We start from the raw sequence: 20,092 nt of genomic DNA, 5'->3' as shown, positions 1-20,092 counted from the left end.
ACAGTTACACCGCCCTCATCAGCAGGGTCGCGGTGATCAGCACCGCCGTACCTCCGAACATGGAGACCGCATACGTGCGGGCGTAGCCGTTCTGCAGCTTGCGCAGCCGGCCGGAGAGACCGCCGACCGAGGCGGCGGTGCCGTTGACGACCCCGTCGACCAGGCTGTGGTCGACGTAGACGAGCGAGCGGGTGAGGTGCCTGCCGCCCGTCACGAAGACGGCGTGGTTGAAGTCGTCCTGAAGCAGGTCGCGGCGGGCGGCCCGGGTGAGCAGCGAGCCGCGCGGGGCGGTGACGGGGACCGGGCGGCGCCCGTACTGGAGGTAGGCGAGGCCGACGCCGATCACCATGACGGCGACCGTGGCGGCGGTGACGGCCGCGGCGCTGATCGGCGGGTGTCCGTGCTCGAACGCGGTCACCGGCTCCAGCCACTTCACGAATCCGGCGAACTCGAAGACCGCACCGCCGCCGATGGAGCCGACGGCCAGCAGGATCATCGGGATCGTCATGGACTTCGGCGACTCGTGCGGGTGCGGCATCTCCCCCTTGTCGTCGGCCTGCCAGCGCTTCTCGCCGAAGAAGGTCATCAGCATCACGCGGGTCATGTAGTACGCGGTGATGGCCGCGCCCAGCAGCGTGACCGCGCCGAGGATCCAGCCCTCGGTGCCGCCCTTGGCGAAGGCCGCCTCGATGATCTTGTCCTTGGAGAAGAAGCCGGACAGGCCCGGGAAGCCGATGATCGCGAGGTAGCCGAGGCCGAAGGTGACGAAGGTGACCGGCATGTACTTCCGCAGGCCGCCGTACTTCCTCATGTCCACCTCGTCGTTCATGCCGTGCATGACCGATCCGGCGCCGAGGAAGAGCCCGGCCTTGAAGAAGCCGTGCGTGACCAGGTGCATGATCGCGAAGACGTAGCCGATGGGGCCGAGGCCGGCCGCCAGGATCATGTAGCCGATCTGCGACATCGTCGAGCCGGCCAGGGCCTTCTTGATGTCGTCCTTCGCGCAACCGACGATCGCACCGAAGAGGAGCGTGACCGCGCCGACCACGACGACCACGAGCTGGGCGTCCGGCGCGCCGTTGAAGATAGCGGCGGAGCGGACGATCAGATAGACACCGGCGGTGACCATGGTGGCCGCGTGGATGAGGGCCGAGACCGGCGTCGGGCCTTCCATCGCGTCCCCGAGCCAGGACTGCAGCGGGACCTGGGCCGACTTGCCGCAGGCGGCGAGCAGCAGCATCAGGCCGAGCGCCGTCAGCGTCCCCTCGGACGTCTCCCCCACCGAGGAGAGCACCGACCCGAAGGCGAAGGTCCCGAAGGTGGTGAACATGATCATGATGGCGATCGACAGGCCCATGTCGCCGACCCGGTTGACCAGGAAGGCCTTCTTGGCGGCGGTGGCCGCGGTGGGCTTGTGCTGCCAGAAACCGATCAGGAGGTACGAGGCGAGGCCGACGCCCTCCCAGCCGAAGTAGAGGAGCAGGTAGTTGTCGGCGAGGACGAGCAGCAGCATCGCCGCGAGGAACAGGTTCAGATAGCCGAAGAAGCGGCGCTTGCGCTCGTCGTGCTCCATGTACCCGATCGAGTACAGGTGGATCAGCGAGCCGACGCCGGTGATCAGCAGGACGAACGTCATCGACAGCTGGTCGAGCTGGAAGGCGATGTCCGCCTGGAACCCCTCGACCGGGATCCAGCTGAACAGCCGCTGGTGCAGGGCCCGGTCGTCGACGCTCCTGCCGAGCATGTCCACGAAGAGGACGGCGCCGATGACGAAGGAGACGGCCGCGAGCACCGTGCCGAGCAGCGGCCCGGCCTTGTCCATGCGCCGCCCGCCGCACAGCAGGACGGCCGCTCCCAGCAGAGGCGCCGCGATGAGCAGAGCGATCAGATTGTCCACAATTCAGCCCCTTACAGCTTCATCAGGCTGGCGTCGTCGACCGAGGCCGAGTGGCGGGAACGGAACAGCGACACGATGATCGCGAGCCCGACGACGACCTCCGCGGCGGCGACGACCATCGTGAAGAAGGCGATGATCTGGCCGTCGAGGTTGCCGTGCATCCGGGAGAAGGCGACGAACGCGAGGTTGCAGGCGTTGAGCATCAGCTCGACGCACATGAAGACCACGATCGCGTTGCGCCGGATCAGCACCCCGGCCGCGCCGATGGTGAACAACAGGGCGGCGAGATAGAGATAGTTGACCGGGTTCATCGCGTGGCCTCCTCTTCGTCCCGGCTGCCGGCGGCGTCGCGCCTACCGGCGGCGTCCCGGTGGCCGACGGCGTCCCGGTCCCGGCCCAGCCGCTCCTGCGCGCGCTGCTCCAGCGCCTTCAGGTCGGCCAGCGCCTCGCCGGACACGTCACGGACCTGGCCGCGCTTGCGCAGCGTCTGCATCACGGTCAGCTCGGCGGGCGTGCCGTCGGGCAGCAGACCGGCGATGTCCACCGCGTTGTGCCGGGCGTAGACACCCGGCGCGGGCAGCGGCGGCACGTGCTTGCCTTCCCGTACGCGCTGCTCCGACAGCTCCCGCTGGGTGCGTGCCCGTTCGGTGCGCTCGCGGTGGGTGAGGACCATCGCGCCGACGGCCGCGGTGATGAGCAGCGCGCCGGTGATCTCGAAGGCGAAGACGTACTTGGTGAAGATGAGGGCGGCGAGGCCCTCCACGTTTCCGCCGTACGCCCCGTTGGCGGCGCCGAGTCCGTTGAACTCCGTCAGGGAGGCCTGGCCGATGCCGGCGATCAGCAGGATGCCGAAGCCGAGCCCGCAGGCGGCGGCCCACCAGCGCTGGCCCTTGATGGTCTCCTTCAGCGAGTCCGCGGCCGTGACACCGACCAGCATGACGATGAAGAGGAAGAGCATCATGATCGCGCCGGTGTAGACGACGATCTGGACGATGCCGAGGAAGTACGCGCCGTTGGCGAGGTAGAAGACCGCGAGGACGATCATCGTGCCGGCCAGCGACAGCGCGCTGTGCATGGCCTTCTTCATCAGGACCGTGGCGAGCGCGCCGATGACGGCGACGGTGCCCAGGACCCAGAACTGGAAGGCCTCACCGCCGGAGGTGCTGTACGCGGCCAGGGTCTCCGGCGCGAGGACGGCGCTCATGCGTCCACCTCTTCCGACTCGCCCTTCTCCCCCTTGGACGTGGCGACCTGCTGGACGGTGCCCGGGGCGGCCTCGGTGACCAGGCCCCGGTAGTAGTCCTGCTCGTCCATGCCCGGGAAGATCGAGTGCGGGGAGTCGACCATGCCCTCCTCCAGGCCCGCGAGGAGCTGCTCCTTGGTGAAGATCAGGTTCGCCCGCGAGGTGTCGGCCAGCTCGAACTCGTTCGTCATCGTCAGCGCCCGCGTCGGGCAGGCCTCGATGCACAGGCCGCAGAAGATGCAGCGGGCGTAGTTGATCTGGTAGACGCGGCCGTACCGCTCGCCCGGGGAGTAGCGCTCCTCGTCGGTGTTGTCCGCGCCCTCCACGTAGATGGCGTCCGCGGGACAGGCCCAGGCGCACAGCTCGCAGCCCACGCACTTCTCAAGTCCGTCCGGATGACGGTTGAGCTGGTGGCGGCCGTGGAAGCGGGGCGCCGTCGTCTTGCGCTCCTCCGGGTACTGCTCGGTCAGCCGCTTCTTGAACATGGCCTTGAAGGTCACGCCGAAGCCGGCCACCGGATTCTGGAAATCAGACACCGTCCGTCTCCTTTCCCTCACTCGCAGTAGCAGTATCGGGGCCACCACTGACAACCAGGTCGCGATCCACACGCGGCCTGCGCCGCGGCACGGGCGGCAGGGACTGTCCGGGCTTGGGCGGTACGGGGAACCCACCGGCCATCGGGTCGAACGGCGGCTCGTCCTCCACCTCGGCCGCCTTCGCCCGCTTGTCGCGGAACATGTCGGCGACGAAGGAGATCAGCAGGACGCCGATCACGGCTCCGGCGACGTAGAGCACGATCGTCTGGAACGCGAAGTTCTCGTTGCGCAGGGCCCGGACGGTGGCGACCAGCATCAGCCAGAGCACCGAGACAGGGATGAGGACCTTCCAGCCGAGCTTCATCAGCTGGTCGTAGCGGACGCGGGGAAGCGTGCCGCGCAGCCAGATGAAGAAGAACAGCAGCAGCTGCACCTTGAGGATGAACCAGAGCATCGGCCACCAGCCGTGGTTCGCGCCCTCCCAGAAGGTGGAGACCGGGTACGGGGCGCGCCAGCCGCCCAGGAAGAGCGTCACGGAGACCGCGGAGACCGTCACCATGTTCACGTACTCGGCGAGCATGAACATCGCGAACTTGATGGAGGAGTACTCGGTGTTGAAGCCGCCGACGAGGTCGCCCTCGGACTCCGGCATGTCGAAGGGGGCGCGGTTGGTCTCGCCGACCATCGTGACGATGTAGATGATGAACGAGACCGGCAGCAGGATGATGAACCAGCGGTCGGCCTGTGCCTCGACGATCGCCGAGGTCGACATCGACCCGGCGTAGAGGAAGACGGAGGCGAACGCGGCGCCCATGGCGATCTCGTAGGAGATCATCTGGGCGCAGGAGCGCAGGCCGCCGAGGAGCGGGTACGTGGAGCCGGAGGACCAGCCGGCGAGCACGATGCCGTAGATGCCGACGGAGGCGATCGCGAGGACGTACAGCATCGCGATCGGCAGGTCGGTGAGCTGCATCGTGGTGCGGTGGCCGAAGATCGAGACCTCGTTGCCGGCCGGGCCGAACGGGATCACGGCGATGGCCATGAACGCGGGGGCGGCGGCGATGATCGGCGCGAGGATGTAGACGACCTTGTCGGCGCGCTTGACGACGACGTCCTCCTTCAGCATCAGCTTGATGCCGTCCGCGAGGGACTGGAGGAATCCCCAGGGTCCGTGCCGGTTGGGCCCGATGCGCAGCTGCATCCAGGCGACGACCTTGCGCTCCCACACGATGGAGAAGAGCACGGTGACCATGAGGAAGGCGAAGCAGAAGACGGCCTTGATCGCGACGAGCCACCAGGGGTCGGTCCCGAACATGGAGAGGTCTTCCGCGGCGAGCAGCGTGGTCATGCCTGCACCTCCGTCGACGTCGCCGCGCCGATGCGGACCAGGTCGCCCGGGTGGGCGCCGGTGTCGGAGAGGACGCCGCCCGCCGCGGAGTTGAGGGGGAGCCAGACCACGCGGTCGGGCATCTCCGTCACCTGGAGCGGGAAGCGGGTCGTGCCCGCGGGGCCCGTGACGGCGAGGACGTCGCCGTCCTTGACGCCCGTCTCGGCCGCGGTGGTGGCCGAGAGGCGGGCGACGGCCGCGTGGCGGGTGCCGGCGAGCGCCGTGTCGCCCTCCTGGAGGCGGCCCAGGTCGAGCAGGAGCCGGTGTCCGGCGAGAACCGCCTCGCCCTCGCCCGGGCGGGGCGCGGGCTGTGCGGGCTCGGTCGGCTCCGAGGCCCGCCGGCCGTCCCAGCCGCCGAGCCGGTCCAGCTCCCGGCGGACCGACCGCAGGTCGGGCAGGGCCAGGTGCGCGTCGAGGGCGTCGGCGAGCATGTGGAGCACGCGCGTGTCGCTCGGCGCAAGGGTCCGGGTCATGTGCTCGGGCTTGAGCGCGGCCTCGAAGAGCCGTGCCCTGCCTTCCCAGTTGAGGAAGGTGCCGGACTTCTCGGCGACCGCGGCGACCGGCAGGACCACGTCGGCCCGCTCGGTGACCTCGCTCGGCCGCAGCTCCAGGGAGACCACGAACGCCGCGTCGAGGGCTTCACGCGCGCGTGCCGGGTCCGGCAGGTCGCGGAGCTCGACGCCGCCGACGAGCAGCGCGCCCAGTTCGCCGGTGGCCGCGGCCTCGACGATCTGGCCGGTGTCGCGGCCGTAGCCGTGCGGAAGGTCGCGTACGCCCCAGGCGGCGGCGACCTCCTCACGCGCGCGTGGGTCGGTCGCGGGGCGGCCGCCGGGCAGCAGCGTCGGGATGGCGCCGGCTTCGAGCGCGCCGCGCTCTCCGGCCCGGCGCGGGATCCACACCAGCTTGGCGCCGGTCGCCGCCGCCGTCCGTACGGCGGCGGTCAGCCCGCCCGGTACGGCGGCGAGCCGCTCGCCGACCACGACGACCGCGCCGTCCTGGCGGAGTGCCTCCGCCGCCCGCGTACCGTCCTCGTCGAGCCCGACCCGGGAGGTGAGCGCGTCGAGCCACTCGGTCTCGGTGCCGGGCGCGGCCGGCAGCAGCGTGCCGCCCGCCTTCTCCAGGCCGCGGGTCGCGAACGCGGCCAGCGCGTACGTCTTCTGGCCGTGCTTGCGCCAGGCCTTGCGCAGCCGCAGGAAGACGCCGGGCGCCTCCTCCTCGGACTCGAAGCCGACGAGCAGCACGGCCGGGGCGGCTTCGAGCGCGGTGTACGTCACTCCGCTGCCGTCCAGATCGCGTCCACGGCCGGCGACCTGCGAGGCCAGGAAGTCGGCCTCCTCGCTGGAGTGGACCCGGGCCCGGAAGTCGACGTCGTTGGTGTCGAGGGCGACGCGGGCGAACTTGGCGTACGCGTAGGAGTCCTCGACGGTCAGCCGGCCGCCGGCCAGGACGCCGGTACGGCCCCGGACCAGTCCACGGGCCGCCGCCTCCAGGGCCTCCGGCCAGGACGCCGGCTCCAGCGCGCCCGTCTCCGGGTTCCGTACGAGGGGGGTGGTGAGCCGGTCACGCTGCTGGGCGTACCGGAAGGCGAACCGCCCCTTGTCGCACACCCACTCCTCGTTGACCTCCGGGTCCTCCGCCGCGAGCCGCCGCATGACCTTGCCGCGCCGGTGGTCGGTGCGCGTGGCGCAGCCGCCCGCGCAGTGCTCGCAGACGCTCGGCGAGGACACCAGGTCGAAGGGGCGGGAGCGGAACCGGTACGCGGCCGAGGTCAGCGCGCCCACCGGGCAGATCTGGATGGTGTTCCCGGAGAAGTACGACTCGAACGGGTCGCCCTCGCCGGTGCCGACCTGCTGGAGCGCGCCGCGCTCGAGGAGCTCGATCATCGGGTCGCCGGCGATCTGGTTCGAGAACCGGGTGCAGCGGGCGCACAGCACGCACCGCTCGCGGTCGAGCAGCACCTGCGTGGAGATCGGTACCGGCTTCTCGAAGGTCCGCTTCTTGCCGTCGAAGCGGGACTCGGCCTGCCCGTGGGACAGCGCCTGGTTCTGCAGCGGGCACTCGCCGCCCTTGTCGCAGACCGGGCAGTCCAGCGGGTGGTTGATGAGCAGCAGCTCCATCACGCCGTGCTGGGCCTTCTCGGCGACGGGCGAGGTCAGCTGGGACTTCACCACCATGCCGTCGGTGCAGGTGATGGTGCAGGACGCCATCGGCTTGCGCTGGCCCTCGACCTCGACGATGCACTGGCGGCAGGCGCCGGCGGGGTCGAGGAGCGGGTGGTCGCAGAACCGGGGGATCTCGATGCCGAGCTGTTCGGCGGCGCGGATGACCAGGGTCCCCTTGGGGACGGAGATCTCGGCACCGTCGATGGTCAGCGTGACGAGATCCTCGGGCGGTACCGCCGGGGAACCGCCACCGGCCGAGCCGGCCGTGGTGACCGTCATGCCGTCACCTCCTTGTGGTTGTCCGCCCAGGCGGTCGACTTGGCCGGGTCGAAGGGGCAGCCCCGGCCGGTGATGTGCTGCTCGTACTCCTCACGGAAGTACTTCAGCGAGGAGAAGATCGGCGAGGCGGCGCCGTCGCCGAGCGCGCAGAACGACTTGCCGTTGATGTTGTCGGCGATGTCGTTCAGCTTGTCGAGGTCGGACATCGCGCCCTTGCCGGCCTCGATGTCGCGCAGCAACTGCACGAGCCAGTACGTGCCTTCGCGGCACGGCGTGCACTTGCCGCAGGACTCGTGGGCGTAGAACTCGGTCCAGCGGGTCACCGCGCGGACCACGCACGTGGTCTCGTCGAAGCACTGGAGCGCCTTCGTGCCGAGCATGGAGCCGGCCGCGCCGACGCCCTCGTAGTCGAGCGGGACGTCGAGGTGCTCGTCGGTGAACATCGGCGTGGAGGAGCCGCCGGGGGTCCAGAACTTCAGCCGGTGGCCCGGCCGCATCCCGCCGCTCATGTCGAGCAGCTGGCGCAGCGTGATCCCGAGGGGCGCCTCGTACTGGCCCGGCGTGGCGACGTGCCCGCTGAGCGAGTAGAGGGTGAAGCCCGGGGACTTCTCGCTGCCCATCGACTTGAACCAGTCCTTGCCCCGGTTCATGATCGCGGGAACGGACGCGATGGACTCGACGTTGTTCACGACGGTGGGGCACGCGTACAGACCGGCGACCGCGGGGAAGGGGGGACGCAGCCGGGGCTGGCCGCGCCGTCCTTCGAGCGAGTCGAGCAGCGCGGTCTCCTCGCCGCAGATGTACGCGCCGGCGCCGGCGTGCACGGTGATGTCGAGGTTCAGGCCGCTGCCGAGGATGTTCTCGCCCAGGAAGCCCGCGTCGTACGCCTCGCGCACCGCCTCGTGCAGGCGGCGCAGGACGGGTACGACCTCGCCGCGCAGGTAGATGAACGCGTGCTCGGAGCGGATCGCGTAGCAGGCGATGATCATGCCCTCGATGAGGGAGTGCGGGTTGGCGAAGAGGAGCGGGATGTCCTTGCAGGTGCCGGGCTCGGACTCGTCGGCGTTGACGACGAGGTAGTGCGGCTTGCCGTCGCCCTGCGGGATGAACTGCCACTTCATTCCGGTGGGGAAGCCGGCGCCGCCACGGCCGCGCAGACCGGAGTCCTTGACGTACGCGATGACGTCGTCGGGCGACATCGCGAGGGCCTTGCGGAGCCCTTCGTACCCGTCGTGCCGCTGGTACGTCTCCAGGGTCCAGGACTCGGGCTGGTCCCAGAACGCCGAAAGCACCGGCGCGAGAAGCTTCTCGGGGCTGCTGTTGTTGATCTCGGCTGCCAAGGTCATCACTCCCCCTCCCCACTGGCTGCTTCGCCGCGCGGGTGGACGATCTTGTGGTGCGGGGTCTCGCCCTTGGCCAGCCGCAGCCCGACGAGCGAGGCCGGGCCGGCCCCTCCGGTGGCCTCGACGGCCCCCTCGCGCTCGTCGGGGAAACCGGCCAGGATGCGGGCGGTCTCCTTGTACGTGCAGAGGGGGGCGCCGCGCGTCGGTTCGACGGGGCGGCCGGCCCTCAGGTCGTCGACGATCTTCTTCGCGGACTCGGGCGTCTGGTTGTCGAAGAACTCCCAGTTCACCATCATCACGGGCGCGAAGTCGCAGGCCGCGTTGCACTCGATGTGCTCCAGCGTGACCTTGCCGTCCGGGGTCGTCTCGTCGTTGCCGACGCCCAGGTGCGCCTTGAGCTCCTCGAAGATGGCGTCGCCGCCCATGACCGCGCAGAGCGTGTTGGTGCAGACGCCGACCTGGTAGTCGCCCGAGGGCTTGCGGCGGTACATGGTGTAGAAGGTGGCGACCGCGGTGACCTCGGCGGTGGTCAGGCCGAGGACCTCGGCGCAGAACTTCATGCCGGTACGCGTCACATGGCCCTCCTCCGACTGCACGAGGTGCAGCAGCGGCAGGAGCGCGGAGCGGGACCCCGGGTAGCGGGCGATGATCTCCTTGGCGTCCGCCTCCAGCCGGGCGCGTACCTCGGCCGGGTAGTCGGGGGCGGGGAGCTGGGGCATCCCGAGACTGGTCTGTCCGTCCGTCATCGGTCGACGCCTCCCATCACGGGGTCGATGGACGCGACGGCGACGATGACGTCGGCGACCTGGCCGCCCTCGCACATCGCCGCCATGGCCTGCAGGTTGGTGAAGGACGGGTCGCGGAAGTGGACCCGGTAGGGGCGGGTGCCGCCGTCGGAGACGACGTGCACGCCCAGTTCGCCCTTGGGTGACTCGACGGCCGCGTAGGCCTGTCCGGCCGGGACGCGGAAGCCCTCGGTGACCAACTTGAAGTGGTGGATCAGGGCCTCCATGGAGGTGCCCATGATCTTCTTGATGTGGTCGAGGGAGTTGCCGAGTCCGTCCGGGCCGAGCGCGAGCTGCGCGGGCCAGGCGATCTTCTTGTCGCCGACCATGACCGGCCCGGGCGCGAGCCGGTCGAGGCACTGCTCGACGATCCGCAGGGACTGCCGCATCTCCTCCAGGCGGATGAGGAAGCGCCCGTAGGAGTCGCAGGTGTCGGCGGTCGGGACGTCGAACTCGTAGTTCTCGTAGCCGCAGTACGGGTCGGTCTTGCGCAGGTCGTGCGGGAGGCCCGCGGCGCGCAGGATCGGTCCGGTGGCGCCGAGCGCCATGCAGCCGGCGAGGTCGAGGTAGCCGACGTCCTGCATGCGGGCCTTGAAGATGGGGTTGCCGGTGGCGAGCTTGTCGTACTCCGGCAGGTTCTTCTTCATGGTCTTCACGAACTCGCGCACGGCGTCGACGGCGCCGGGCGGGAGGTCCTGGGCGAGGCCGCCGGGGCGGATGAACGCGTGGTTCATGCGCAGTCCGGTGATCAGCTCGTACAGGTCCAGGATCATCTCGCGGTCGCGGAAGCCGTAGATCATGATCGTGGTGGCGCCCAGCTCCATGCCGCCGGTGGCGATGGCCACCAGGTGGGAGGAGAGCCGGTTGAGCTCCATCAGCATCACGCGGATGACGCTGGCGCGGGCCGGGATCTGCTCGGTGATGTCGAGCAGCTTCTCGACGCCCAGGCAGTACGCCGTCTCGTTGTAGAACGAGGTGAGGTAGTCCATGCGCGTGACGAAGGTGGTGCCCTGCGTCCAGTTCCGGAATTCGAGGTTCTTCTCGATGCCGGTGTGGAGGTAGCCGATGCCGCAGCGGGCCTCGGTGACGGTCTCGCCGTCGATCTCCAGGATCAGCCGCAGCACGCCGTGCGTGGACGGGTGCTGGGGGCCCATGTTGACGATGATGCGCTCGTCGTCGGCCTTGGCGGCGGACTCGACGACTTCTTCCCAGTCGCCGCCGGTGACGGTGTAGACGGTGCCTTCGGTGGTCTCCCGGGCGGAGGCGTGTTCGGTGCTCATCAGCTGTACGACCTCCGCTGGTCAGGAGCCGGGATCTGGGCGCCCTTGTACTCGACGGGGATGCCGCCGAGGGGGTAGTCCTTGCGCTGCGGGTGGCCCTGCCAGTCGTCCGGCATCATGATCCGGGTGAGGGCGGGGTGGCCGTCGAAGACGATGCCGAAGAAGTCGTACGTCTCGCGCTCGTGCCAGTCGTTGGTCGGATAGACCGCGGTGAGCGACGGGATGTGCGGGTCGGCGTCCGGGGCGGACACCTCCAGGCGGATCAGCCGGCCGTGGGTGAGCGAGCGCAGGTGGTAGACGGCGTGCAGCTCGCGGCCCTTGTCGCCGAGGTAGTGGACGCCGGAGACACCCGTACAGAGCTCGAAGCGCAGGGCCGGGTCGTCGCGCAGGGTGCGGGCGACGCGGACGAGGTGCTCGCGCGCGATGTGGAAGGTGAGCTCGCCGCGGTCGACGACCGTCTTCTCGATGGCGTTCTCGGGCAGCAGACCCTGCTCGTCGAGGGCGCCTTCGAGTTCGTCGGCGACCTCGTCGAACCAGCCGCCGTAGGGGCGGGTGGCCGGGCCGGGCAGGCGTACGGAGCGGACGAGGCCGCCGTAGCCGGAGGTGTCACCGCCGTTGTTGGCGCCGAACATCCCGCGCTGGACGCGGACCTCCTCGCCGTGCTCCCCGCGCTGGCCCGGAAGGTTCTGCTCGGAGAGCTCCTTCTCGGGGTTGGGAGTCTCGTCACTCAACGGAGGAGCCCCTTCATCTCGATGGTCGGCAGCGCCTTGAGCGCCGCTTCCTCCGCCTCGCGGGCCGCCTCCTCGGCGTTCACGCCGAGCTTGGAGGTCTGGATCTTCTGGTGGAGCTTGAGAATCGCGTCCATCAGCATCTCCGGGCGCGGCGGACAACCCGGCAAATAGATGTCAACCGGAACAATGTGGTCAACGCCCTGCACAATCGCGTAATTGTTGAACATGCCGCCCGAAGACGCGCAAACCCCCATGGAGATGACCCACTTGGGGTTGGGCATCTGGTCGTAGACCTGCCGCAGGACCGGCGCCATCTTCTGGCTGACCCGGCCCGCGACGATCATCAGATCGGCCTGGCGCGGCGAGCCGCGGAAGACCTCCATGCCGAAGCGCGCCAGGTCGTAGCGGCCGGCGCCGGTCGTCATCATCTCGATGGCGCAGCAGGCGAGGCCGAAGGTGGCGGGGAAGACGGATGACTTGCGCACCCAGCCCGCGGCCTGTTCGACCGTCGTCAGCAGAAAGCCGCTCGGCAGCTTCTCTTCGAGTCCCATAGGTGCCCCTCAGCCCCTCAGTCCCATTCCAGGCCGCCGCGCCGCCACACGTAGGCGTAGGCGACGAAGACGGTGAGCACGAAGAGCAGCATCTCCACGAGCCCGAAAAGCCCCAGGGCGTCGAAGGTGACGGCCCAGGGGTAGAGGAAGACGATCTCGATGTCGAAGACGATGAAGAGCATCGCCGTCAGGTAGTACTTGATGGGGAAGCGGCCGCCTCCGGCCGGTGTGGGCGTCGGTTCGATGCCGCACTCGTATGCCTCAAGTTTTGCCCTGTTGTACCGCTTTGGGCCGATTAGCGTGGCCATGACCACGGAGAAGATCGCAAACCCCGCACCCAGGGCACCGAGCACGAGGATGGGCGCGTACGCATTCACGCTCCTCGCTCCTTCCAGTCGTCCTTGACCGTTGGACCGCACTGTCGGGCGCAAAGATCGCCTCCATGTGAGGCAGTTCACAAGCCCGACTGCCCCGCATCTTATGCCCGCCCCTCTGTGATCTGCGACACGGGGTACGTCAACGACTTTGTGATCTCCACCACCTGACGAACGATCATGAAGTCGGATGAGCGGTGATCTTGGCACTCGAAGCGCCCAGGTGATCACCAGTTGTGACATCCGGACCGGAAAGCGCTGGTCGGAGGGGTGTCGCCCTATCAAGAGATGGCGCCTACAAGCAAATTGGCGATGGACTCCAGCCAGGTGATAAAGGACCGGGCCGTCGCCCGGTCGGGGGGTCGAACGGAGCGAAGTGGACGTGTGCGCCGATTCACGAACCGCACGCCCGCCTGACGGACCCCCGATGTGACCTGCACCACACCGACAAGGGGGCGGGGAAAGCGGGGCTTGGCCATCGGCGTGAAGAGGTGGTAAGCGGCGGTCAATTCGGACGTTTCATTGAAAACCCTTGATCAAGGGCCAGATGGGCCGCGCCCGGATTGTCCGTTACGGCGTCAATAAAGCCGCCAGATAAGCGGATTAAGTGGTTCCGGACGTAACTGTGGCGCAACCCACGTTTCTTGATGGGAACCGTGAAGCCCTGATAGCGGTTGTACTCATGTCCCAGACCGCTCACATACCCAGCCACCGGAAGCCCCGCCGTAGCGCCTCGAAGCTCGCGCTCCGTGCCGGAGTTGCCGGTGGCGTCCTCAGCACCATCGCGGTGGCCGGTGCTGCCGGGCCGGCGAATGCCGAGCCGGTGACCGAGACCATCGAGATGCCCACGCTGGGCTCGCTCGACACCGAACTGGCGAGCGCCGTCTCCGCCTCGGCCGAGGCGTCCCAGCAGGAGGCCCTCGACCTGAGCCTGCAGGCCCAGGAGACCGCCGCCCTGGAGAAGGCCGCCAAGGACGCCAAGAAGGCCAAGGCCGAGGCCGACCGCAAGGCCGAGGCCGAGAAGGCGGAGAAGGCCCGCGAAGAGGCCCGCGAGCGCGCCTCCCGCACCCAGGCGCGCACCCAGCTCTCCGGGTCCACCGGCTCCTCGTCCTCCTCGGACGGCGACTCCTCGTACAGCAGCAACACCCAGGCGCCCACCGGGTCCGCCGCAGCCATCGTGGCCTTCGCCCGTGCCCAGGTCGGCGACGCCTACGTCTCCGGCGGCACCGGCCCCAACTCCTGGGACTGCTCCGGCCTGGTCCAGGCCGCGTACCGCCAGGCCGGCATCGACCTGCCCCGCGTCTCCAGCTCCCAGTCCTCCATGGGTACGTCCGTCTCGCTGAGCAACCTCCAGCCGGGCGACATCCTGTACTGGGGCAGCCGCAGCGGCTCGTACCACGTGGCCATCTACGTGGGCGGCGGCATGTACGTCGGCGCGCAGAACCCGTCGACCGGTGTCGTCGAGCGCTCCCTGGACTGGGACATGCCCTCGGGCGCGGTCCGGATCCTCTGATCACCCGCACGTCGAAAGGCCGTCACTCCTCGGGGGAGTGACGGCTTTTCCCTGTTTGCCCTACTTGCGGAAGGTTTCGACGATCCGGGCGTAGCTGTCCCCGCCGTGACCGGCGTCGACGGCGGCGCGCATCAGCTCCAGGTGCAGGCGCGGCAGCCGGTCGTCGATGCCGCGCGCCTCCGCCGCGTGCAGCAGGTGCCCGATCGCCGCGACCTGTACGTCGATCGTGGCGTCCGCGCCCGGGTACTCCCCCGCGTCGATCTGCTCGGCGTACCCCGTCATGAACCAGGAGACCGTCTTCAGCCAGCGGTTCGCCAGCGCGGTGAAGTCCTTGGCCGCGACCCCGTCCGCGCCGACGAGGGCGGTGGCGTGCAGCCAGCCGCCGAAGACCGACCACATGAGCCCGAGCAGCCCGGCGTCGTACAGCGAGGCGAGCCCGGCGTCCGGACCGAGGTCGACCGGGTCGCCGAGGACCTCCAGGGTCGGCCGGTGCTGCGCGAGCAGTGCGGGCGAGCCCGCGTACAGGATCATGTTGGCGCTGTCGCCGATCCCCGGCGGGGTCGTCATGATGCCGCCGTCCAGGTAGCCGATGCCGTGCGCCGCCGCCCACTCCGCCTCCGCGCGCGCCTGCTCCGGGGAGCCGCTGGTGAGGTTCACCAGGGCCCGGCCGCGGAGCGTCGCGGCGACCGGGGCGAGGAGTTCGCGTACGGCCGTGTCGTCTAGGACGCAGACCACGACGAGTTCGCTCGCCTCGACGGCCTCGGCGACGGTGGCGGCGCGGGTGGCGCCGCGGGCGGCCAGGGCGTCGGCCTTGGCCTGCGTACGGTTCCAGACGGTGGTGGGGTGGCCTGCGGCGAGGAAGGCGTCGGCGAGGGCGCAGCCCATCTGTCCGAGGCCGATGACGGTGACGTTCGGCTTGTTCATGGACTCCACGCTCGCAGCGGCGGAATCCGGCCGACAGTGGCAGGACTGACCACGGCCGCACGATTCCTGCCGTAGGTTCGGCGGTATGAGTACGGGAGTCGTCGCCATCGCCGTCGTGCCGGACCGGCGCGTCGGAACGTCGCTGTGGGAGCTGTACGAACTCTCCATCGCCGCCACCGTCTTCGGCGTCCCGCACCCCGACCTCGCCGACCCCTGGTACGAGCTCCGGCTGTGCGGGGACGCGGGCGGCACGGGAGTCTTCTCCGTGCGGACGGACCACGGGCTCGACGGGCTCGTCGGCGCCGACACCGTCATCGTGCCGTCCGTGCCCGACGCCGTCGTGGAGGACGGCGAGGAGGTGCCGGTCGAGCTGGTCGAGGCGCTGCGCGCGGCCGCCGCGGCCGGGGCCCGGATGGTCTCCCTGTGCACCGGCGCGTTCGCGCTCGCGGCCGCCGGACTCCTCGACGGCCGCCGGGCCACCGCCCATTGGCAGCACACCGGGCAGCTCGCCGCCCGCCACCCCGAGGTGATCGTGGACGACTCGGTCCTCTACACGGACGAGGGAACGGTGCTGACGAGCGCCGGGGCGACGGCCGCGCTCGACCTCTGTCTGCATCTCGTCCGCAAGGACCTCGGCGCGACGGCCGCCGGGCAGCTCGCCCGTCGTCTCGTCGTCCCGGCCCACCGCACCGGGGGGCAGGCCCAGTTCATCGAGGCGCCGCTCCCGCCGAGCGATGCCGAGAGCCTGGGGCCCGTACTGCAGTGGGCGACCGAGCACCTGGCCGAGCCGCTGACCGTGGAGGGGCTGGCGCGGCGGGCCCGGATGAGCCCGCGCACCTTCCACCGGCGCGTACAGGAGGCGTGCGGAACCACCCCGCTGCAGTGGCTGCTCCAGCAGCGGGTGGCGCGCGCCCAGACGCTCCTGGAGTCGACCGATCTGCCGGTGGAGCAGATCGGCGACCACAGCGGGCTCGGTACGGCGGCGAATCTGCGCCGCCACTTCACCCGTACCGTCGGGGTCTCCCCCTCGGACTACCGCCGGGCGTTCAGGCCTTCGGGGCCACCTTCGAAAGGCCGTTGATGATGCGGTCCATCGCGTCGCCGCCCGTCGGGTCGGTGAGGTTGGCGAGCATCTTCAGCGTGAACTTCATCAGGACCGGATGGGTCAGACCGCGCTGGGTCGCGATCTTCATGATCTTCGGGTTGCCGATGATCTTCACGAACGCGCGGCCGAGCGTGTAGTACCCGCCGTAGGTGTCCTTGAGGATCTTCGGGTAGTGGTGCAGGGCCAGTTCGCGCTGGGCCGGGGTCGCGCGGGCGTGCGCCTGGACGATGACGTCGGCCGCGATCTGGCCGGACTCCATGGCGTACGCGATGCCCTCGCCGTTGAACGGGTTGACCAGGCCGCCCGCGTCACCGACGAGCAGCAGGCCCTTGGTGTAGTGCGGCTGGCGGTTGAAGGCCATCGGCAGCGCGGCGCCGCGGATCGGCATCGTCATGTTCTCCGGGGTGAAGCCCCAGTCCTCCGGCATCGAGGCGCACCAGGCCTTGAGGACCTCGCGCCAGTCCAGCTCCTTGAAGGCGGAGGAGGAGTTGAGGATGCCGAGGCCGACGTTGGACGTGCCGTCGCCCATGCCGAAGATCCAGCCGTAGCCGGGCAGGAGACGGTCCTGCGGGCCGCGCCGGTCCCACAGCTCCAGCCAGGACTCCAGGTAGTCGTCGTCGTGGCGGGGCGAGGTGAAGTACGTCCGGACGGCCACGCCCATCGGCCGGTCCTCGCGCCGGTGCAGGCCCATGGCGAGCGAGAGCCGGGTGGAGTTGCCGTCGGCGGCGACGACGAGCGGCGCGTGGAAGGTGACCTCGCGCTTCTCCTCGCCGAGCTTGGCGGTCACGCCGGTGATCCGGCCGGTGCGGTCGTCGATGACGGGCGCCTGGACGTTGCAGCGCTCGTACAGCCGGGCGCCGGCCTTCTGCGCCTGCCGCGCGAGCTGCTCGTCGAAGTCGTCGCGCTTGCGGACGAGTCCGTAGTCGGGGTACGAGGCGAGGTCCGGCCAGTCGAGCTGGAGGCGGACGCCGCCGCCGATGATCCGCAGGCCCTTGTTGCGCAGCCAGCCGGCCTCCTCGGAGATGTCGATCCCCATGGAGACCAGCTGCTTGGTGGCGCGGGGCGTGAGGCCGTCGCCGCAGACCTTCTCGCGGGGGAACGCGGTCTTCTCCAGGAGCAGGACGTCGAGCCCGGCCTTGGCGAGGTAGTACGCGGTCGTCGAACCGGCCGGGCCCGCCCCGACGACGATCACATCTGCGCTGTGCTCGGAGAGGGGCTGCTCGGTCACGGCGGTGTCTCCCGAAGGGTCGAGGGTGGAGGTCTGCAGTCTAGGGGGGCGGTTGCCGCGCCCGGCTTGAAGCCCCGGTTGTGACGGCGGCTTGAAGCCCGGGTCGCTACGGCTGCTTGAAGCCCCGGTGGAGGGCCACGATGCCGCCCGAGAGGTTGCGCCAGGCGACCTTCGACCAGCCCGCCTTCTGGAGCAGGCCGGCCAGGGTCGGCTGGTCCGGCCAGGACCGGATCGACTCGGCGAGGTAGACGTACGCGTCCGGGTTGGAGGAGACCGCGCGGGCCACCGGCGGGAGCGCGCGCATCAGGTACTCCTCGTACACCGTGCGGAACGGCGCCCAGGTGGGGTGCGAGAACTCGCAGATCACGACGCGGCCGCCGGGCTTCGTCACCCGGTACAGCTCGCGCAGGGCGGCCTCGGTGTCCTGGATGTTGCGCAGCCCGAAGGAGATGGTGACGGCGTCGAAGACGTCGTCACGGAAGGGGAGGTTCATGCCGTCGCCGGCGGTGAACGGCATCCACGGGTGCCTCTTCTTGCCGACCTGGAGCATGCCGAGCGAGAAGTCGCAGGGCACGACGTACGCCCCCGCGCGGGCGAAGGGCTGCGAGGAGGTCGCGGTCCCGGCGGCGAGGTCGAGGACGCGCTGCGCGGGGCGGGCGTCGACCGCCTTGGCGACCTCCTTGCGCCAGCGGCGGTCCTGACCGAGCGAGAGCACGTCGTTGGTGAGGTCGTAGTTCGCGGCGACGTCGTCGAACATCGAGGCGACTTCGTGCGGCTGCTTGTCCAGGGATGCGCGGGTCACTGGCGTTCGGCCTCGCAGACTCGGGTACGGCACGGTACGGACGCCTTCATTCTCGCAGGCGACCTGAGGGACACGACGGCGGCATGCCACCCCGTGCGTGGGTCAGCCGCGGCGGTGGAGGAGGCGGCCGTTGATGATCGTCGCCACGCAGGTCGAGGCTCCGAGACGGACGAGTGCCGTGGGGTTCGGGACGTCGAAGACGGCGAAGCGGGCGGGGCCGCCCGGGGCCAGGCGGGGCAGGAGGACCAGCGGGACCGGGGAGAACGACGGCGGACCGGGCAGCACCTCCGGGCGCCGGCCCACGGCGAGACCGGCCCGGCGTACCGCGTCCACGGCGGCCCGGCCGCGCAGTTCACCGGCGACGGCGACCGTCCCGTGCGCCAGCATCCGCTGCACCCCGCGCCGCGCCGAGGCGCCCCGCCGCGCGGGGTCGGCGCGGAAGATCGCCTGAGCCCGCTCCCCCGTGATCGGGTGCGTGCCGAACTCCTCGGCCTCCCGCGGGTCCGGGTGGTAGGTGCCTTCGAGCAGCTCCGGGGCGTACGGGTTGAGCAGTCCGGGCGTGAGGATGCCGGGCCACCGCCGCACCCGCGCCTCCGGGCGTACGGCGGCCAGGTCCTCGTACGGGCCGACGGCGGCGATGTGCGCGCCGTCGACGAGGACCGCGGTCCCGGGCGACGCCTCGGCGACGTGGATCGTCAGCACGGCGGCGTCAGTTGGCGTCGAGGAGCTTCAGCTCCGGGTGCGCCGTGCCGCCCACGATCGCCGTCGAGGAGATGTGCGAGGCGACGCGCTCGTCGACCGGGTCGTTCGCCGGGTCGTCGTGCACGACCAGGTGCTCGTACGTCGTGGAGCGCTGCGCCGGCACGCGGTCCGCCGTACGGATCATGTCGATCATCTCGCGCAGGTTGGAGCGGTGCTTGGCGCCCGCGGAGGAGACGACGTTCTCCTCCAGCATGATCGAGCCGAGGTCGTCCGCGCCGTAGTGCAGCGTCAGCTGGCCGATCTCCTTGCCCGTGGTCAGCCACGAGCCCTGGATGTGGGCCACGTTGTCGAGGAAGAGCCGGGCGATCGCGATCATCCGCAGGTACTCGAAGAGCGTGGCCTGCGTACGGCCCTTGAGGTGGTTGTTCTCGGGCTGGTACGTGTACGGGATGAAGGCCCGGAAGCCGCCCGTCCGGTCCTGCACGTCACGGATCATCCGCAGGTGCTCGATGCGCTCCGCGTTCGTCTCGCCCGTGCCCATGAGCATCGTGGACGTCGACTCGACCCCGAGCTTGTGCGCGATCTCCATGATCTCCAGCCACCGCTCGCCGCTCTCCTTCAGCGGGGCGATCGCCTTGCGCGGCCGCTCCGGCAGCAGCTCGGCGCCCGCGCCCGCGAAGGAGTCGAGGCCGGCCTGGTGGATGCGGGTGATCGCCTCCTCGACGGAGACGCCGGAGATCCGGGCCATGTGCTCGACCTCGGACGCGCCGAGGGAGTGGATGACCAGCTGCGGGAAGTCCTTCTTGATGGCCGCGAAGTGCTTCTCGTAGTACTCGACGCCGTAGTCCGGGTGGTGCCCGCCCTGGAACATGATCTGGGTGCCGCCGAGCTCCACGGTCTCCGCGCAGCGGTGCAGGATGTCGTCGAGGTCGCGCGTCCAGCCCTTGGCGGTGTCCTTCGGCGGCGCGTAGAAGGCGCAGAACTTGCACGCCGTCATGCAGACGTTCGTGTAGTTGATGTTCCGCTCGATGATGTACGTCGCGATGTGCTCGGTCCCCGCGTACCGGCGACGGCGCACCGCGTCGGCCGCCGCGCCCAGCGCGTGCAGCGGCGCCGAGCGGTACAGGTCGAGCGCCTCCTCGGGGGTGATCCGGCCACCCTCGGCGGCACGGTCGAGCACGGACTGGAGGTCGGCCTTCTCGGTCACCGGGTGCGTCCCTTTCGGAGGGGTTCTTGGGCTTCTTGGCGGG

19 protein-coding genes are annotated in these 20,092 nt (G+C 70.0%); 2 read left to right on the top strand and 17 right to left on the bottom strand.

The genetic code is table 11. The features are described from left to right. Positions 1–4: 4 nt before the first annotated feature. The 12 genes from nuoL to ACWF79_RS03925 are packed head-to-tail and all read right to left on the bottom strand — an operon-like array spanning position 5 to position 12,571. A complete protein-coding gene (gene nuoL / locus ACWF79_RS03980; protein WP_453726458.1) occupies positions 5–1,897 on the bottom strand; it encodes an NADH-quinone oxidoreductase subunit L in 1,893 nt (630 codons plus the stop codon). Positions 1,898–1,908: 11 nt separating this feature from the next. Next, complete coding sequence (nuoK, locus tag ACWF79_RS03975) at positions 1,909–2,208, bottom strand: NADH-quinone oxidoreductase subunit NuoK (protein WP_069927518.1); 300 nt, start codon at positions 2,206–2,208, stop codon at positions 1,909–1,911. Next, positions 2,205–3,101 (bottom strand): NADH-quinone oxidoreductase subunit J, encoded by an 897-nt coding sequence (locus ACWF79_RS03970; RefSeq protein ID WP_453726457.1) that lies wholly within the window; start codon positions 3,099–3,101, stop codon positions 2,205–2,207. The genes nuoK and ACWF79_RS03970 overlap by 4 nt, the downstream gene beginning before the upstream one ends. Then, positions 3,098–3,676, bottom strand: a complete 579-nt coding sequence (gene nuoI, locus ACWF79_RS03965; RefSeq protein ID WP_453726456.1) for an NADH-quinone oxidoreductase subunit NuoI — start codon at positions 3,674–3,676, stop codon at positions 3,098–3,100. The genes ACWF79_RS03970 and nuoI overlap by 4 nt, the downstream gene beginning before the upstream one ends. Then, the gene (gene nuoH / locus ACWF79_RS03960; protein ID WP_453726455.1) at positions 3,669–5,024 is read right to left on the bottom strand and encodes an NADH-quinone oxidoreductase subunit NuoH; all 1,356 of its coding nucleotides are present in this window, start codon (positions 5,022–5,024) and stop codon (positions 3,669–3,671) included. Before nuoH ends, nuoI begins: the two co-directional genes overlap by 8 nt. Next, positions 5,021–7,504, bottom strand: a complete 2,484-nt coding sequence (locus ACWF79_RS03955) for an NADH-quinone oxidoreductase subunit G (RefSeq protein ID WP_453726454.1) — start codon at positions 7,502–7,504, stop codon at positions 5,021–5,023. The genes nuoH and ACWF79_RS03955 overlap by 4 nt, the downstream gene beginning before the upstream one ends. Beyond that, on the bottom strand, positions 7,501–8,853 hold the full coding sequence (nuoF, locus tag ACWF79_RS03950) for an NADH-quinone oxidoreductase subunit NuoF (protein ID WP_453726453.1): 1,353 nt from the start codon (positions 8,851–8,853) through the stop codon (positions 7,501–7,503). The genes ACWF79_RS03955 and nuoF overlap by 4 nt, the downstream gene beginning before the upstream one ends. Then, on the bottom strand, positions 8,850–9,593 hold the full coding sequence (gene nuoE, locus ACWF79_RS03945) for an NADH-quinone oxidoreductase subunit NuoE (RefSeq protein ID WP_453726452.1): 744 nt from the start codon (positions 9,591–9,593) through the stop codon (positions 8,850–8,852). Before nuoE ends, nuoF begins: the two co-directional genes overlap by 4 nt. Then, positions 9,590–10,912, bottom strand: coding sequence for an NADH-quinone oxidoreductase subunit D (locus ACWF79_RS03940; protein WP_453726451.1), 1,323 nt, complete (start codon positions 10,910–10,912; stop codon positions 9,590–9,592). The genes nuoE and ACWF79_RS03940 overlap by 4 nt, the downstream gene beginning before the upstream one ends. Beyond that, positions 10,912–11,643: an NADH-quinone oxidoreductase subunit C gene (locus ACWF79_RS03935; RefSeq protein ID WP_453726450.1), complete on the bottom strand. Its 732-nt coding sequence runs from the start codon at positions 11,641–11,643 to the stop codon at positions 10,912–10,914. Before ACWF79_RS03935 ends, ACWF79_RS03940 begins: the two co-directional genes overlap by 1 nt. Continuing rightward, positions 11,640–12,194 (bottom strand): NuoB/complex I 20 kDa subunit family protein, encoded by a 555-nt coding sequence (locus tag ACWF79_RS03930; RefSeq protein WP_010041554.1) that lies wholly within the window; start codon positions 12,192–12,194, stop codon positions 11,640–11,642. The genes ACWF79_RS03935 and ACWF79_RS03930 overlap by 4 nt, the downstream gene beginning before the upstream one ends. A gap of 17 nt (positions 12,195–12,211) precedes the next feature. Then, positions 12,212–12,571 (bottom strand): NADH-quinone oxidoreductase subunit A, encoded by a 360-nt coding sequence (locus ACWF79_RS03925; RefSeq protein ID WP_030494815.1) that lies wholly within the window; start codon positions 12,569–12,571, stop codon positions 12,212–12,214. A gap of 679 nt (positions 12,572–13,250) precedes the next feature. Between ACWF79_RS03925 and ACWF79_RS03920 the strand changes: the two genes are divergently transcribed. Continuing rightward, positions 13,251–14,081 carry a C40 family peptidase gene (locus tag ACWF79_RS03920; RefSeq protein WP_453726449.1) on the top strand — a complete coding sequence of 277 codons (831 nt, stop codon included), beginning with the start codon at positions 13,251–13,253 and terminating at the stop codon, positions 14,079–14,081. Positions 14,082–14,141: 60 nt separating this feature from the next. Here ACWF79_RS03920 and ACWF79_RS03915 read toward each other — a convergent pair whose 3' ends face one another. Continuing rightward, positions 14,142–15,014: an NAD(P)-dependent oxidoreductase gene (locus tag ACWF79_RS03915; RefSeq protein WP_453726448.1), complete on the bottom strand. Its 873-nt coding sequence runs from the start codon at positions 15,012–15,014 to the stop codon at positions 14,142–14,144. Positions 15,015–15,090: 76 nt separating this feature from the next. Here ACWF79_RS03915 and ACWF79_RS03910 point away from each other — a divergent pair, with 76 nt between their 5' ends. Then, positions 15,091–16,086 (top strand): helix-turn-helix domain-containing protein, encoded by a 996-nt coding sequence (locus tag ACWF79_RS03910; RefSeq protein WP_453726447.1) that lies wholly within the window; start codon positions 15,091–15,093, stop codon positions 16,084–16,086. On the opposite strand, the gene ACWF79_RS03905 is transcribed toward ACWF79_RS03910, so the two are convergent. From ACWF79_RS03905 to mqnC, 4 genes are all read right to left on the bottom strand, one after another. Further along, positions 16,052–17,338, bottom strand: coding sequence for a geranylgeranyl reductase family protein (locus ACWF79_RS03905; protein WP_453726446.1), 1,287 nt, complete (start codon positions 17,336–17,338; stop codon positions 16,052–16,054). The genes ACWF79_RS03910 and ACWF79_RS03905 overlap by 35 nt on opposite strands. Positions 17,339–17,444: 106 nt before the next feature. After that, complete coding sequence (locus ACWF79_RS03900) at positions 17,445–18,140, bottom strand: demethylmenaquinone methyltransferase (RefSeq protein WP_453726445.1); 696 nt, start codon at positions 18,138–18,140, stop codon at positions 17,445–17,447. Between the two features lie 102 nt (positions 18,141–18,242). Continuing rightward, positions 18,243–18,842: an imidazolonepropionase-like domain-containing protein gene (locus tag ACWF79_RS03895; protein WP_453726444.1), complete on the bottom strand. Its 600-nt coding sequence runs from the start codon at positions 18,840–18,842 to the stop codon at positions 18,243–18,245. Between the two features lie 7 nt (positions 18,843–18,849). Beyond that, positions 18,850–20,049, bottom strand: coding sequence for a cyclic dehypoxanthinyl futalosine synthase (gene mqnC / locus ACWF79_RS03890; protein ID WP_453726443.1), 1,200 nt, complete (start codon positions 20,047–20,049; stop codon positions 18,850–18,852). Between the last annotated feature and the right edge of the window lie 43 nt (positions 20,050–20,092).

The sequence above is a fragment of the Streptomyces sp. NPDC054975 genome, from assembly GCF_053609105.1.
Note: the sequence above shows the minus strand (reverse complement) of the source record. Positions and strands in the feature narration are given on the sequence as shown.